This is a genomic window from Microvirga massiliensis, from assembly GCF_001006805.1.
GTDB classification, from domain to species: Bacteria; Pseudomonadota; Alphaproteobacteria; order Rhizobiales; family Beijerinckiaceae; genus Microvirga; species Microvirga massiliensis.
Window position 1 is genome coordinate 62028 of sequence record NZ_LN811353.1, and the last position, 14714, is coordinate 76741.

Annotated in this window: 15 protein-coding genes; 3 read left to right on the top strand and 12 right to left on the bottom strand. The window is 62.6% G+C overall.

The window, feature by feature from the left end:
• The first annotated feature begins 102 nt into the window (after positions 1 to 102).
• Positions 103 to 744, top strand: a complete 642-nt coding sequence (locus BN1233_RS12940; protein WP_244889828.1) for a trimeric intracellular cation channel family protein — start codon at positions 103 to 105, stop codon at positions 742 to 744.
• A 237-nt stretch (positions 745 to 981) separates the two neighbouring features.
• Entirely contained in the window at positions 982 to 1884 is a 903-nt protein-coding gene (locus BN1233_RS12945) for a cation diffusion facilitator family transporter (protein ID WP_046864019.1), read from the top strand.
• A gap of 117 nt (positions 1885 to 2001) precedes the next feature.
• Here the strand turns inward: BN1233_RS12945 and BN1233_RS12950 are convergent, their stop codons facing one another.
• The 11 genes from BN1233_RS12950 to BN1233_RS13000 form a co-directional block, all read right to left on the bottom strand.
• Entirely contained in the window at positions 2002 to 2988 is a 987-nt protein-coding gene (locus tag BN1233_RS12950) for an acetamidase/formamidase family protein (protein WP_046864020.1), read from the bottom strand.
• A 14-nt stretch (positions 2989 to 3002) separates the two neighbouring features.
• Positions 3003 to 3656, bottom strand: coding sequence for an ABC transporter ATP-binding protein (locus BN1233_RS12955; RefSeq protein WP_342341646.1), 654 nt, complete (start codon positions 3654 to 3656; stop codon positions 3003 to 3005).
• A 57-nt stretch (positions 3657 to 3713) separates the two neighbouring features.
• On the bottom strand, positions 3714 to 4436 hold the full coding sequence (locus BN1233_RS12960) for an ABC transporter ATP-binding protein (protein ID WP_046864021.1): 723 nt from the start codon (positions 4434 to 4436) through the stop codon (positions 3714 to 3716).
• Positions 4411 to 5472: a branched-chain amino acid ABC transporter permease gene (locus BN1233_RS12965; RefSeq protein WP_046864022.1), complete on the bottom strand. Its 1062-nt coding sequence runs from the start codon at positions 5470 to 5472 to the stop codon at positions 4411 to 4413. Before BN1233_RS12965 ends, BN1233_RS12960 begins: the two co-directional genes overlap by 26 nt.
• Before the next feature lie 3 nt (positions 5473 to 5475).
• Positions 5476 to 6369, bottom strand: coding sequence for an ABC transporter permease subunit (locus tag BN1233_RS12970; protein WP_046864023.1), 894 nt, complete (start codon positions 6367 to 6369; stop codon positions 5476 to 5478).
• Between the two features lie 77 nt (positions 6370 to 6446).
• Positions 6447 to 7991, bottom strand: a complete 1545-nt coding sequence (locus BN1233_RS12975) for an ABC transporter substrate-binding protein (RefSeq protein ID WP_052763786.1) — start codon at positions 7989 to 7991, stop codon at positions 6447 to 6449.
• Positions 7992 to 8016: 25 nt separating this feature from the next.
• Positions 8017 to 8634 (bottom strand): ANTAR domain-containing response regulator, encoded by a 618-nt coding sequence (locus tag BN1233_RS12980; RefSeq protein ID WP_046864024.1) that lies wholly within the window; start codon positions 8632 to 8634, stop codon positions 8017 to 8019.
• Complete coding sequence (locus BN1233_RS12985; RefSeq protein WP_046864025.1) at positions 8631 to 9782, bottom strand: transporter substrate-binding domain-containing protein; 1152 nt, start codon at positions 9780 to 9782, stop codon at positions 8631 to 8633. Before BN1233_RS12985 ends, BN1233_RS12980 begins: the two co-directional genes overlap by 4 nt.
• A 233-nt stretch (positions 9783 to 10015) precedes the next feature.
• Positions 10016 to 10216, bottom strand: a complete 201-nt coding sequence (locus BN1233_RS12990; RefSeq protein ID WP_046864026.1) for a hypothetical protein — start codon at positions 10214 to 10216, stop codon at positions 10016 to 10018.
• 184 nt (positions 10217 to 10400) lie between these two features.
• Positions 10401 to 10907, bottom strand: a complete 507-nt coding sequence (locus tag BN1233_RS12995; RefSeq protein ID WP_046864027.1) for a hypothetical protein — start codon at positions 10905 to 10907, stop codon at positions 10401 to 10403.
• Positions 10908 to 11103: 196 nt separating this feature from the next.
• Positions 11104 to 12573 (bottom strand): serine hydrolase domain-containing protein, encoded by a 1470-nt coding sequence (locus BN1233_RS13000; RefSeq protein ID WP_048709111.1) that lies wholly within the window; start codon positions 12571 to 12573, stop codon positions 11104 to 11106.
• 203 nt (positions 12574 to 12776) lie between these two features.
• Here BN1233_RS13000 and BN1233_RS13005 point away from each other — a divergent pair, with 203 nt between their 5' ends.
• Positions 12777 to 13193 (top strand): GNAT family N-acetyltransferase, encoded by a 417-nt coding sequence (locus tag BN1233_RS13005; protein WP_048709113.1) that lies wholly within the window; start codon positions 12777 to 12779, stop codon positions 13191 to 13193.
• Between the two features lie 1071 nt (positions 13194 to 14264).
• Here BN1233_RS13005 and BN1233_RS13010 read toward each other — a convergent pair.
• Positions 14265 to 14714: IS256 family transposase (locus tag BN1233_RS13010; RefSeq protein WP_046864028.1), on the bottom strand; the 450-nt coding region annotated here is incomplete at its 5' end.

Genomic DNA, 14714 nt, shown 5'->3' on the forward strand with positions numbered 1-14714 from the left:
CCCGGCCGCCACATGCCCCCGTCTCTCAGCCAATGGAACACAGGGAGAGGCCCATCGGGATCCGCAACACAGCGTGTCCTGACTCTCTCCGGAGCCTCTCCCGTGGACTCGTTCCTGCCCTCGGAAACCGTTCTGTTCGTCATCTACCTGGTCGCCATCACGGCCGAGGCGATGTCCGGCGCGCTCGCGGCCGGGCGGCGCAACATGGACATCTTCGGTGTCGCCGTCATCGCCTTCGTCACGGCGCTGGGTGGCGGCACCATCCGGGACCTGACCCTCGGTCGCTTTCCCATCGGCTGGACCCAGCACCCGGAATACGTCTACCTGGTGATCTCCGCCGGGCTGATGACCCCGGTGATCGCGTCCTTCATGCACAATCTGAAGCGCGTCTTCCTGGTGCTCGATGCCATGGGCCTGATCGCGTTCTCGCTCATTGGTTGCAGCATCGCGCTGACGATGGACTACCCCACCATCGTCGTCATCATGGCCGGCATGATCACCGGCATCTGCGGCGGCATCTTGCGTGACGTGTTGTGCACCCAGGTGCCGGTGGTGTTCCAGCGTGAACTCTACGCGAGCGTCTCGCTTGCCGTCTGTGCTGTCTTCCTCGGCCTGGAAGCACTCGGGGTCGACATCGACGTCAATACCGCAATCAGCTTCACGGGTGGCCTGACGTTGCGCCTGCTGGCCATCTGGCGCGGCTGGAGGCTGCCGATCTTCTCCTACCAGGATCGCTGGGAATAGGGGCGACGCGCAGCGCCACTCCTGGCCGCGAACGTAGTGGATCGGCGCCACAGGCGGGCCTTTCAGACAGCGCAGGGCAGCAAGCAGTCTGCTGGGGCGCGATGGTGACGTTCTTCGGCTTCGTCCTTTACGGCGTCGTGACCTTGCACCAGTATGATCTGGCACACGCGCCAGGCCCACCGGCCGGCGCGCTGAGAGCCGGGGCGGGGAGATCGCCGCCCAGACAAGAGGCCCGGGGTGCAATCGACGGCAGAGCAACGCGCGCTGAAGCTGTCCATCGCGGTGACCCTGCTGTCCGGGGCGGTGGGCATCCTGGGCGGCCTGATGACCGGCTCGCGTGCCATCATGTTCGACGGCATGTACAGCTTCGTCGACGTGCTCCTGACCTTCGCCTCTCTCGCCGTATCGAAGCTGCTCGTGCAGGAGCCGAGCCGTCGCTTCCAGTATGGCTACTGGCATCTCGAGCCGTTGGTGGCCGTCGGCGAAAGCGCGCTCCTGGTCACCGCATGCGTCTACGCCGTCATCAACGGAGTGCAGGGATTGATGAGCGACGGCCACCAGGTGGCATATGGGCATGGCCTGCTCTGGGCCGGCCTCATGGGCGTCACGGGCTTCGCGATGGCGGCATACATGCACCGAATGGCACGCCTCCAGAATTCGATCCTTCTGGACGTCGACGCACGCGCTTGGCTCCTGAGCGGCTTCCTGAGCCTCGCCCTGCTGCTGGGCTACGCCATCGCGGTGGCCCTCACGGGATCGGCTCATGACCATTGGGTCCCTTACGTCGACCCGGCGGTGCTGCTCTGCATCGCGCTCGCGATGCTGCCGGTTCCGCTGAGGACCCTGCGGGCCGCCATCCGGGACGTGCTGGAGGTCGCTCCGGAGGAGCTCGACCGGCAGGTCCGGTCGGTCATGGACGCCTTGGTCAAGGAGCGCGGCTTTCTGGGCTACTCGAGCCATGTCGCCCAGATCGGCCGCGGGCGTTTCGTCGAGATCCACATCCTGGTCGCCCCCGACTATCGCGTGGAGACCGTCGGGGCGGTCGACAACATCCGTCGGGAAGTGGCGGCCCGCCTGGATGCCGCGTGGCCGCAGGTCTGGCTGACCGTCGATGTGACCGCAGACCCATCGTATATGTAAGATCACCAGAGACGCCGTTCTTGGCACTTGTCACCGCATCTGGAAAACTCCGTTCGGAACACGGAAGCTGCGTCCGAACGGAGCTTGCAATGACTTGCGTCCTCTCGAGCGCTGAGGTCACGCCAAGTACTGCTTCCGAATGGAGGCGCCCAATGTGTATTTGGGGTCCACCATGTTGCCGAGGCGAACGCGGCCAGCCTGCGTCAGCAGGAAGTAGGCTTCCACCTCATCGAAGCCGTAGTCGGCGCACAGCCAGCGCAGGAGTTCGCGGTAAGCGATGCGAGCAGCATCCTCCATCGGCCGCGAACTACCGATAGCCATGATGAAGTCCTCGTTCTCGAGACGGGGCCAGGTGATCGACCATCCCTTGATGAGATCGACCTGGACCGTCGTTGTCGACGGAATCTCCACCGCCACGCCGCACAACTCCCCATCTCCCTGTCTCGCGTGGCAGTCGCCCAGATAGAGATAGGCGCCTTTGTGATGTACCGGGAAGTAGGCGATCGCGCCGGGGGCGACGTCGGGAAGGTCCATGTTTCCTCCCCAGTAATCCGGTTGCAAGGAACTCACGGCCTCGATCTCGGGCGATACCCCAAGGGTGCCTATGAACGGCTCATAGGGCAGGGTGATCCTGTCGCTGAATTTCACCCCGGCCTCGGTCACCTCCATCTTCTTGACCTTCTCGGGGAGCGGCTTGTTCAGCAGGGCGGTGTTGGTGGTGCCGACAAGTCCGCCGAATTCGGTGATCAAGGCCGTCGTTCCGACGGGCTGTGTCCCCCTCGGCTTGATGGAATGGATGTGAACGCACAGGACATCCCCCTTCTCGGCGCCCTCGACTTCGATGGGGCCGCATTGTGGGTTGAGGAATGGCATGTGCAGGAGCTCCGAGGGAGAGTCGGCCTCGGTCTTGATCGCTCCCTCGAAGGCATCCTGTGTCTCGGCAACGACAATGTCCCCGGGCTGAATCCTGAGAACGGGTTCAGCATAAGGACCATAGACGTAGTGGTACTTGCCTTGCTTCTCCACGGTAAGCTGATGGGTCTCGCCCGCCTTGCCGCGAGCCTTGCCTTTCCTGGCCATGTAAGAGTTTTCAATCCAGTTCATGTTCCGCTCCCTGTTCAGACCGAAAGGAACTCGGTCAGTCTCTCGGTGTCACGAATGTCGTCGCTCTCCAGGTTGGCCACGACACTCCCCTTCTCGAGCACGTAGGCCCGGTGCACCGCGGTCTGGATCAAATCGATATTCTGTTCCACGAGCAGCACTGCGATCGCCTTGCGTGCCACGAGATCAACGATGAATGCGCCGATTTCCTGGACGATACTCGGCTGCACGCCATCGCTGGGCTCGTCCAGCAGGAGAAGGCTCGGGCCGTTCACGAGCGCCCGTGCGATCGCAAGCATCTCCTGCTGTCCTCCGGACAGCGTGCCGCCTCGCTGGCGCTCCCTTTCCCGAAGGAACGGGAACCATTGGTACACCTCGTCCAATGCGTACCGACCGCGTCCCGCATTGACGAGACGACCTATTTGCAAGTTCTCGAGCACCGTGAGATGCGGAAAGATCTCCCGGCCTTGAGGGACGTAGCCGATGCCGCGACGCGCCCGCAGGTCCGCGCTCTCCCGGGTTATATCCTCTCCCTCGAACACGACTTTGCCGGCACGGGCTCGAAGCAGGCCGATGGCGGTGCGCATCAGGGTGCTCTTGCCCATGCCGTTCCGACCAAGCACGCCGACAATTTCGCCCGGGTTCACCTCGATCGAAACGTTCTGCAACACGTCCCCGGTGCCATATCCTGAGCGAAGTCCGCTGGTGGATAGGATTGGTCCCATCGATCAAGCCCTGCCCAGGTAGATGCGGCGCACGTCCTGATGCTCGGTAATCTCGGTGACGGATCCTTCCGCGAAGATCCGGCCCTGGTGGAGGACCGTTACCACCTGGGCGGCTTCACGAACGAATGCGATGTCGTGCTCCACGACGACGATGGTGAGGCCTTCGCGGTTCAGGTGCTTCAGTACGCGTGCGGTTTGGAGCGTTTCGTCAGGCGACATTCCGGCAGTCGGTTCATCCAGGAGGAGGATGTCCGGACCGCTGGCCAGCGCCATCGCGATCTCGAGCCATTGCAGTCGGTGATGCGGCAGCTCCCGCGCCGGCCTGTCCAGATCCCTGTCGAGGCCGAAGCGCTCGAGGGCATATTGGTAACGTGACTTGGCGCCCTCAGGACGGTCGTTCCTCGGCGCACCGAGGGCGGTCTCGAGGTTCTGGCGAACCGAGAGGGCGTGGTATGTGCGGTTTGTCTGGAAGGTGAGGCCCAGGCCGCGTCTCACGCGTTGGAACGCCTGGAGCGATGTCACGTCGTTTCCGTTGAGCCGCACCGATCCGGAGTCCGGCAGATAGATGCCGCAGAGGAGCGCGAACAGCGTCGACTTTCCGGCCCCGTTCGGCCCGATGAGACAACGCAGCTCGCCGCGCCTCAGGGACACGCTCACATTATCGGCGGCAGTAACACCGCCGAACCGCTTCACGAGCCTTTCAGTGGCGAGGATCGTATCGGACATCGTCGATACCTCCTTTTCCCTCGCGCCTCCAAATGGCCGCCCGGGCGATCGTCACGATGATGCCCCGCGGAAAGAACATCATCACGATGATGAGAAGGAATCCGATGATCACGAGCGCCGACTGGTACCCGGCGGACGAGAGGGTATAGGTCAGCCAGTTCAGCGCATACGTGCTGATCGCGCAGGCCAGCAGGCTGTCACGTCCGCCGACGGCTACCCAGATGATCGGAAGGGAAGCCTGCGCGAGACCCACCTGCGTCGGCGTGATGTAGTTGCCCCACTGGACATAAAGTATGCCGCTCAACCCAGCCAGGACGCTGGCGAGGACGAAGATCGACCACTGGCGGGCCCGAATGTCGTAGCCGAGCAACTCGGTCCGTAGCGGATCCTCCCGGATCGCAAGGAGAACCTTTCCGGCCTTTGCATTCACGAGCATCCTGCAAGCGAGGTATGACAGGATCACCACGACGAGGACGTAATAGTAGAAGGAATATCCGAAGAAGATGAGATTGCCGATCTGGAAGGGCGGGATTCCCGTCATGCCGTTGTAGCCGCCAAGTTGGACCTGGCCGACGCGCCATTGGTAGCCCGCCGTCTGACCGAGAAAGGTCTCGAGCAGCAAGGTGAGCACGAGCGTGAGGATCGGCACGATCCAGCCCTGCACGCGGGCGTAAAAGACAAAGTAGCCGAAGATGCCTGCGACGGCGGCGCTGGCGGCCAGTCCTCCGATCGAGCCGATCAGGGGACCCCACGAGTTCCCGGTCATGTTTCCGGCGATGATGCCGTAAACGTAGGCGGCAATCCCGAAATAGGCGACCTGTCCGAAGCTGAGGACGCCGCCATATCCCCATAGAAGGCAAAGGCCGAGGGCAATCGGGATGTTCAGGAGATAGTAGGCGACGTTGCTCGCCTCGAACTCGCTGGCCATGGCTGGATAGGCTGCAAGTCCGACGAGAACCAGCAGGAAGCCCGCCCAGAAAGTCGGCGAATGGCCGATATCATTCGTCCCCGTGAGGGTAGCGATGGCTCGACGCATGGTTCACGCCAGTCGTGAACGCCGGTCCTGCCAGCGTTGGAAGGTTGCCGATATCCCGTCGGGCATGAGCCGGATGATCACCAACGCGGCGAAAAGCAAGGCAACGTTGCCGAGGAATGCTCCGAACCAGAAACCGACCGGGGTCTTGACGAAGGATAGCAGGGTGCTTGCACCCAAGGCGCCCGCGATGACGTTGGTCGCGCCTCCCACGACGACGGTGATGAAGGCCGGGGCCACGAACTGCTGACCCATGAACGGCGCAATGGAGACCGTCGGGGCCAGGAGCGCACCACTGAGGCCCGCCAGACCCGCGCCGAGACTGAAGGTCAGGAGATAGATCCGATCCGTATCGACCCCGAGCGCGCGAGCGATCTCGGGCTTCTGCATCGTCGCCCGCGCATGGAGGCCGAAGTTCGTCCGGTTGTAGAGCAACCCCAACGCGACGAGCAGCAGCGCGGTAACCGCGATCAGTATCAACCAGTAATCGGAGAAGGAATACTGACCAACGGAAACGGAGCCGCCGGGGATCGGAATCGAAGGCATGAACGGGCCGAGCAGCATGAGCGTGCCTTGGGAAAGGACCAGGCTGATGCCCCATGTCACGACGAGTGCCCCGAGCCTTTCGCCATAGAACCGACGGACTACGAGGCGTTCGAGCAAGGCCCCCACGAGTGCAACGGCAAAGAAGGCCGCGACCACCGCGATCGGGAAGGGAATTCCTCGATGATACAGGATAGTGGTCGTATAGGCTCCGAGCATCATCAATTCCCCGTGCGCGAGATTGATGATGTTCATCATGCCGAGGATCACGATGAGTCCCAGCCCGGCGAGCAAGAGGAACGATGCATTCGTCGCGAGCTGATAGAGAACGCTGAAGACAACAGCCAAACTATCCATGGACCAGACCCGGGAAATCCTCACGCTTGCGGGCGCGGCCGCCCGGGAGAAACCAGGCGGCCGCGCGGCGGAAAGCTTCAGGCCTTGCCGAACATCGTGAAGTAGGGGTCCTCCGCCGGGGTGTACTGCTTGTATTCCGGGGTCCGGATCAGGTTCACACCGAGCCGCTGAAGCCACCACGCCTCGATCATGGGCCAGTCACGCACGAAGCTGACGTTGTGGTTCTGGTCGCAGACGGCGAGGCGTATCGGATGGGCGCAGTGGTGAGTGCCGGGCTCGAGGAAGACGGATCCTTCCGGTGCCTCGATATTCCATCCGAGTTCGAGGGCCTTCTTGACAGTCGCCTGATCGGTTGTCCCGGCAAGACGCGCCGCCTTCGCGTAGAGGTGGATGGTAAAATACGTGTTCTGCGCCATCTCCCCGATGTACTGGTCCTGGGGGAACATCTCCATCCACCGCTTCACGAAGGCACGGTTCCGGGCGGTTGGCACCTCCATCTGGTATTGGATGGCATTGTGCATATTGGCCAGGGAGGGAGGCGGGAAGCGCTTGTGCTCGTAGCCCTGCGCCATGTTGACGGTTGAAGCCATCGGGAACTTGAGGCCTGCCGCGGCCGCTTGCGGATAGTAGTTGTGGTGGTTCGACCCGACGAGAAGTGTCATCACCCAATCGGGTTTGGCGGCTTGGATTCTCTGAATGACCTGACTGAACTCCGAGACCGACAGCGGGATGAACTCCTCGCCGATGATTTTCCCGCCGACGAGCGGAATGAAGGCCTTTGTCCAGGCCGCCGTCAGTTGCCCGAAGTTGTAGTCGGCTGCGATCGTGTAGCAGCGTGGACCGAATTTCTCGACCATGTACTGAACGGTCGGGATCACCTGCTGCTCGCATACGGGGCCGGTGCAGAAGGTGTTCGCATCCGCAACGCCACCTTCATACTGGTTCGTGTAGAAGTAGAGCTGACGGGTCTGGTCGACGATCGGGCGGATCGCCTCGCGTTCGGCGCTTGCAAAACCGGCGACGAGAACGTCGATCTTGTCCTGCTGGATCAGGCGGCGGGCGAGCTGCTGCCAGACTGTATTGTTGCTCTGGCCGTCGGCCGACACCAGGCTGACTTCCCGTCCGAGAATCCCTTTGTCCTTGGAGTCCACGAGGATGTCCGGTACCTCCTCGTAAAGCAGCCCGGACTGATGCTTTTCGCCCTGATCACCAACGACGTCGAGATTGACCCCCTCCTTGCTGATGACGGGAGGCTTGCCGGCGATGTCGCCTGCACTGCCGAGGAACCCCGCGCCGATGTTGGGCGCGCCTTTCAGGGTCTTGCCCTCATTGATCTCCTTGACGGCGAGCTGGGCCGCATGGAGTTTCTGGAGGCCGTAGACGGCGAGATTGCCGGATTCATCCTCGATGAAGCCGACCTTGACCGGGCCGCTCCCCTGCGCGCGGGCCGCTTGGGTGAAGTTGAAATCCCGCAGGTACGTCGGCCCCGTGAACCCGGTCGCGAGACCGCCTATGGCCGCAGCCCCCTTCAGCAAGGTCCGCCGATCGGTTCCATGACCGCTCGATGCGGCCTCCTGGGGCGCCGGAGAGGGATTTGCGTTCCTGGTCGTCTCATCCGTCATGACATTATCCTCCGTTGTCATGCTGCTAAGCCCGCCGCGTCTTGCTGATCAGGGCCCGTGGATCGGCCGCAAGAAGTCTTGTGGCGAACTCTTCCACCGTGAGGCGGCGCTGCATGCTTTCCCGCCTCAGGATCTTGTATGCCTGTTCGTCGTCGACGCCGTATTGCTCGATGAGTTCCACGATGGCCTTGATGACGAAACGGCGGGAGCCGTGGCGTGCCTCCAGTTCGGCGAGCCGAGTCCTGAGCGCGTGGTGCCGAAAGTGCTGGTTGGCCGCGAAGAAAACCGCAGTGTAGATGCCCGTTGCCCGCACTGGCTTGTGCAACAAGGCCGAGGGCTGGAGATGCAGTGTCCTTTCCAGTCGGCTTGGCGTCTCGAGACCAAGGACCGCGACGGTCGGAATTGGCATCTCGCTGCCTGACCCGAGCGCAAAGGAGCAATCAGGGGCATCTGCATCGAAGAACAGGATATCGGCCGATTGGGCGATGCTGTCTGCATTGACGGGTTCGACTTGGGGGTCGATCACGGTCGCAGCGAGACCAAGCTTCGACAGTGTCTCGAGGATGACCTGCCGGTTGCGATCCGGCGCGTGGAGGACCGTAACCCGCATGCCTCGGAAGTTCTTGATGACGCGTGCCGTCACGAAACTATCCTCAGTTGGGGCGCCTCATGGCGTGCGAGGTCCTGCCAGACCAGGTACGGATCGGGACGAATTGGGTGAGGGGCCTCGTAGATGATGTCGAACCCGCCATTAGCATTCGAGATGCCGATGCGAGGGGTCAGGTAGCAGTGGCGGTTCTCGGGATCGATCTGAACCTTTCCCTGTGGTGCCTCCATGGCGATGGAGGGCAGCGCCGCAAGAACTGATCTCATGTCAGGCGATCCTGCATGCCGGATGGCACGCGCCAAAAGATGCACGGCGATGTAGGAGGCCTCGGCATCGGCCGAAGTGGGGCCAGCGTCCGGGAACTTCGTACGGTAGAGGCGGACGAAGCTGTTGTTTCGTTCGCTGTCTATGCTCTCGAAATAGACGCTCGAGCTCACGTGCCCGCTGCATGCTTCAGGGCCGATCTCCAGGAGTTCCGGTTCGGAGAGAGAGCAGCTTGCCACCGGAAGCATCCTGGGCTGGTCAATGCCGCGGTCCTGCGTTGCCCGATGCAGCTCCCGGAAGAACGCGTAGGATGATATCCCGATGAGAGTATTGAAGATGTAGCTCGGGCGAAGGTCGATGATCTGGCGAATTACGGGAGCGAAATCCACCTCGCCTACCCGGAAGTAGCGTTCGGCAAGAACCTTGCCGCCCTTCCCATGTACTGCCTCTCGCAGGATACGGTTGTTTTCCCAGGCCCAGACGTAATTTGAGCCGACGCAAAATGCGCTCTTCCCGTGCGTGCGGAGCAGATAACTGGCAAGCGGAACGATGTGCTGGTTGGGAGAGGCGCCGGTATAGATGACGTTGTCGCTGCTCTCGAAGCCTTCGTAATGCGAAGGATACCAGAGCACCCCGTCGTACTTCTCGAAACAGGGAAGGACCTCCTTCCGGCTGGACGAGGTATAACAACCAATGACGTGAGTGACACGCTCACTGGCCAGCAAATGTTGGGCGCCTTGGGCGTATTCCTCGACACGCCCGCCTGGATCGAACGGGATTGCCTCAAACTGGAAATCGAACCGAGGGTCCGATGCGATTTCCTCGACGGCAAGGCGTGCGCCGTTCTGCATCGATCGACCGATCGCCTCATAAGGACCCGTCGTCGAGAAGAGCAGACCGATGCGGACTTTGCCCACCATGGTCACTCCAAACAATAATAGCCCGTCACCGGGTGGTGCGGGCTCCTTTGCCGGAACTAGAACTTACGGGTGGCGCGAACGCAGTAGTTAGGCACACGAGCTACTTTGCTCAGCTAAATACTCTTCGATATCCCCCGACCTGTCAAGTTTGAAGTATTCTGCTCGCCGAGAACGCTTGATGAGCAAAGCCGGGCGCTCCAGCAGCATTAGAGGACTGGAGTTGCGTTCGGTGCTCACCGGAGCGCGGGGAGCATCACATTGCCCGTCTCCATGTCGTCCGGAGGATTCTCCATCTGGAGCGGCCCCTCAAGGCACACGGCTTCACAGTCCAGCGCCCCGCCATGCAGGCCAAAGAGCGCGACGAACTTGTGATTGTGGTCTGGCCGAAGCGCGGCTGAGTGGCGCTCAAGGAAGGCGCGACGCGAGCAGCGCATGCTGCTCCTCTGGAACAAGACCAGCCACAGCTTTCGGATCCGCGGCCGGGAACGGCCTGGGCGTGGAGCGGGCTGACGCCGGTGCTGCAGCGTGTGAGCAAGCGGAGGGAGATCTTGAGCGTGGTGGCGGTCACGCCCGACGGCCATAGACTGAGAAAGAAACATCAACCGAAGCAATGGCACGTCAGTCGACCATCACGGCGCTTCGAAAGCCAGCACTTTTCTCGTCCCAGTAGTAGAGGACGGTCGCATTTTCGCCAATGAACAGGATCCCGGTGATCGTCAAATCGATCGCTGTTGGCTGACGGGCATCACACTCATGGAATTTGCGAAGAGCGTTGCCGCAGACAGGATTCCATCGTCCAGGCAGAGCAAGGCCGAGACCGTCTCGGTCCGCAACCGCCCCGGGGTCGCCGACGATAACGTGGACGTGGTCATTCATGATGGCAATCAATCCGCGAACCTGATCCGTCGTGCGAATTGCAATCATGGCACGATCGACGATGCCATCGCCGTTGAAGTCGCCCTCAATCACCGAGGGAGCGATCGATGCCGGAGGGATACCGGCGATCCGGATGGCCTCCTCTTGAGCCGTGAGCTCTCTCCAAGTCCCGAGATCGGCGGCAAAGCCGGGAGTGCACATTTGCCACCAGAGACCGATGCCGAGGGCGGCCCTGACGAGCTTGCTCAACTGACTATCTCCACGCGCGGAGCGCTACGGCGCCGGTTCCGATCTCAGCCTGACTGATTGTTGGGATCAAGTGCCGCGGCGATACGGTTCCTACGAACGTCCAACAGGCCCGGGGATGCTGCCGATGACGGATGCTCGCGGACCAACCGAGACCGTCGTGGATTCCCCGTCGAATTCGTTCGCCGGCTGCTTCCATTCACTGAAGTTCTCGCGCCCTGATCGACAGGCGCAGCGCCCTCAGAAGGGCGCCCGCTCCGAGAATGCTTCCGACTATCGCAAGCGGAACGGCTATATCGAGCATCGCGAGGGCGGTCGCGCGAAGGCTGAAGGCGCGGCCGGTCGTCACCTGGATGATCTGCGGGAGCGTGATCAGGACTGCGAGCGGAACCAGCCGGAGGCCAAGGCTCGATCCGACCTTCCAGCGGGCCGCTCTCTGCGCCCACGATACCCATGACCGGGTGCGACTGAAATCAAACAGGCATGCAGCGGTCATCAGCACAGTCGCCGCCGCGGTGCCGAGCCCGAACGCCCTGACCGTGAACCCGTCGGTTGCGGACGATGCAGCCGTGGCCGCTCTCAACAGGACGCCCCGAAGGCGCGGGAACGCAAGCAATGCGTGTGGCACGCTGTTCACGTTGGCGAGCAGCACGATGCCGCTGCGCTCTTCGGGAAAGAGCGTCGCCTCGGTATAGACCGTCGACAGGATCCCGTTGTGGAAGAGGGCCGGCCGGCCTTCGACAGTGGTGCGCAACCAGCCCGTGCCGTAGGCGCTGCTCCGAGGTGGCGTCTCCATCCGCTGAATGCTTTCGGGTGAGAGAACCCGAACTCCATCGAGTTCGCCGCGGTTGGCGAGCATGGCCAGCCAACGCGCCATGTCCTCCGCGGTCGAGATCACACCGCCGCTGCCGCCGAGGAAGCCCTGTCCCTCACTCCACGGCAGTGCGAAGCCAAATAGTTCTACATGACCTTGAGCGAGGTCTGGCGCGTGTCGTTCCATCTCCGATCCGGTCGCGGCGGCGAAGGTCCGCGTCATCCCAAGCGGCGCGAGAACATGCTGTGTCAGATATGCGTCATAGTCCCTCCCGCTCACGACCTCGACCAGACGCGCAAGGATAGCGTAGTTGGGATTGAAGTAGTGGAATTCGCGACCGGGTGGCGCGACCGGCCGCGCATCCCTGAGCGTCTCGACGCGCTCGGCGAGCGTGTGCGGCTGTGCGAGGCGCATCTCGGGAAAGCCAAGGTCGGCGAGCCCGCTCGTCTGGTTCATGAGTTGGCGCACCGTGATCCGTGCGGCGCCGGCCGAGTCCGCCGTGGTGAATGCCGGCAGATAAGTGCGCACCGGAGCATCCAGCTCAATGCGCCCCTGCTCGACGAGTTGCAGGACCGCTACCGCCGTAAACACCTTCGAAAGAGAGGCGATCCGGAACGGCGTCAGCGTCGAGATTCTGTCTGCTCCTCCGCTGCTGTAAGCTTCGACGAAGAGGGTGCGGCCGTCCTTGACCGCTGCCACCGCGAGATCCGGAACGGTATTGCCGGCCATTTCCGCGAGGATCTGTCGGCGAACACCATCGAGATCCGACATGGTCTGTCCCCGCGCCGGACCCGCGGGCAGCATCGTTGCCGCGAGAAGCACGAGCGCAAGAAACGAGGAGCCGAGAGGTTTCATCGGCCGGTCGGGCGCCGCCGGAATACGCCTGCACGTCGCCCGTGCGGCGCAGGGCCTCCGTCGCATGGCTCCGGCATGTCGTGAGCCCGGCTGTCGAAGTCGGAGAAGGACCTCGATGTCATATGCACTTGCACTCGCTTTCGCTGGCGGTGAGATGGGCGATTGGACTGGCGCATGCCGTGGGTTGAGAGATAGGGAGGGCCATGCGCCTGACCACGTCTCGTTTCCTTCTGCGTGATCTCGTCGAGAGCGACAGGGCGGCCTTCGTCGCGTACCAGAGGGACCCACGCTACCTGCGCCTCTGCGACCTTGACAAAGCCGACGGGAGCCGGGTTCACGATCACTTCGATCTTTTCATCTCCTGGCAGCAGGACCAACCACGCCAAAACTACCAGGTCGGCATCTTCGATCAGCCACTGGGGCGGCTGTGCGGCGTCGCCGGTCTCCGCCAAGCCGGACAACTGGAGGGAACAGCGGTTCTGGGCCTCGAGCTCGCGCCCGACACTTGGGGTCGCTATCGCTTGGCCACCGAGGCTGCAAGCGCGCTGATCGAGCACGGCTTCCACGAGATCGGCCTGGCACCATCATCGGCAGCACCGCGAGCGGCAACACGCGGGTAGAGAAGCTCGCCCGCTGGTTTGGAGCGGAGATCGTCGCGCGCCGAAACGGGCCGGCCTGGATGGGCGCACGAGGCTGGTCGGAGGTCGGTTGGGCGTTGACGCGTGATGCGTGGGAGCGAACAAGTCCGAAATCCGCTAAGTCGAGTGTCCGGCCATCGCCTCCGATGGATTCATCTCGGGTCTGATTCGATCAGGATCTCCGGCGGTTGGTAAGCAGACTCGGAGCACCTTGGACTGTAAGCGATCATTCACCCCTTTCACTTGGCATCGACTTCGGGTTGATTCCTGCTATGTCAACCGTTGCAGCCACTCATCCTCACGCTGAGTCTTGTTGCGTCCATGGTCGGCCTCGATCCCCAGGATGTCAGGAGACTGAGCCCTGAGAACGGTCCGTGGTGGATGGGCGTGGTCGCCGGTGAGCTGGTCGGGCTCGGGCCGCAACCGGAGGAACTCACGATGCAAGGCCACGGTGCAGGGATTCGGCGTGACCAGATGTCGGCGAAGATTCCTTCGCCGCGGGTGCGCTGACGCCGATGACAGACACTCGCAGGGCCGCACAAACGGCGGCCCGGGCGTATCTGACACGCCGGCCCAGGTCGTTCAGCGGTTCTTCCTCAGCGCCTCGCGAACGAGGACATCAAGCAAGCAGCGCCCGGGGAGTGGGCGATCGATGCATGACGATGTGCTGGATGCGCGGGAATCAGGGCGCTCGTGAACAGGTCTATTTGCATCACCCCAATCAGCGAGGCCATGCGGGATGCCCGGCCGCAATGCCTCGTGTGGGTCCTCCCTGCTCCCGCCCTGATACCCCTTCCGCCGTTGTTTGGCGGTATGCCCCTTCGAATCTAATGGCGTCTGGATTGGCGCGCGCGCATGCCTTGGCTCCAGCGTTCTTCAGGCGAGTTCTTCCGACAGCTCTCCGTCGCGCGATGAATCCCGCTTTGCCAACAGGCATCTGGAACGCGAATGGGCGGCCCACATGGATCGTCCATTCCGTTCATAGCGGATTGTGTCCCGTAGTGTGGTGTAACTCCGGTTGGGTCACCACGATGTCCTGCATGGCCGGGCTGGTCAGGGTGCCCCGGCGGGCACGCTGATGAATCCATCGTGGCTCATTGCGGTGATGGTTTTCAGGGTCATGTAGCGGGCCCGCTGCACGGCCCATTCGTCGTTCTGCTCCAGGAGGATTGCCCCGACGAGCCGCGTGATCGCGGCCTCTTTGGGAAAGATGCCCACCACTTCGGTGCGGCGCTTGATCTCGCCGTTGAGCCGCTCGAGCGGATTGGTCGAGTGCAACTTGGTCCGGTGCGGCGCCGGGAAACTCATGTAGGCCAGAACATCCGCCTCGCTCTCGTCCATCAGGGCGGCGAGCTTCGGCAGCTTCGGGCGGAGTTGGTCGGCCACCTGCCGCCACTGCTGCCGGGCCGCTTCCGGCGTGTCCTGCGCGAAGGCCGTGGCCATGAAGGCCGAGACCACCCGCCGCCCGCTTTTGCCGGCATGCGCCAAGGCATTCCTCATGAA

Excerpts from the sequence above, each read along its gene's own strand:
- BN1233_RS12985 (WP_046864025.1), bottom strand. The coding sequence starts at position 9,782 with ATGGTGGGCAAAGTCCGCATCGGTCTGCTCTTCTCGACGACGGGTCCT.
- BN1233_RS12975 (WP_052763786.1), bottom strand. The coding sequence starts at position 7,991 with ATGACGGATGAGACGACCAGGAACGCAAATCCCTCTCCGGCGCCCCAG.
- BN1233_RS12970 (WP_046864023.1), bottom strand. The coding sequence starts at position 6,369 with ATGGATAGTTTGGCTGTTGTCTTCAGCGTTCTCTATCAGCTCGCGACG.
- BN1233_RS13000 (WP_048709111.1), bottom strand. The coding sequence starts at position 12,573 with ATGAAACCTCTCGGCTCCTCGTTTCTTGCGCTCGTGCTTCTCGCGGCA.
- BN1233_RS13005 (WP_048709113.1), top strand. The coding sequence starts at position 12,777 with ATGCGCCTGACCACGTCTCGTTTCCTTCTGCGTGATCTCGTCGAGAGC.
- BN1233_RS12950 (WP_046864020.1), bottom strand. The coding sequence starts at position 2,988 with ATGAACTGGATTGAAAACTCTTACATGGCCAGGAAAGGCAAGGCTCGC.
- BN1233_RS12990 (WP_046864026.1), bottom strand. The coding sequence starts at position 10,216 with ATGCGCTGCTCGCGTCGCGCCTTCCTTGAGCGCCACTCAGCCGCGCTT.
- BN1233_RS12965 (WP_046864022.1), bottom strand. The coding sequence starts at position 5,472 with ATGCGTCGAGCCATCGCTACCCTCACGGGGACGAATGATATCGGCCAT.
- BN1233_RS12960 (WP_046864021.1), bottom strand. The coding sequence starts at position 4,436 with ATGTCCGATACGATCCTCGCCACTGAAAGGCTCGTGAAGCGGTTCGGC.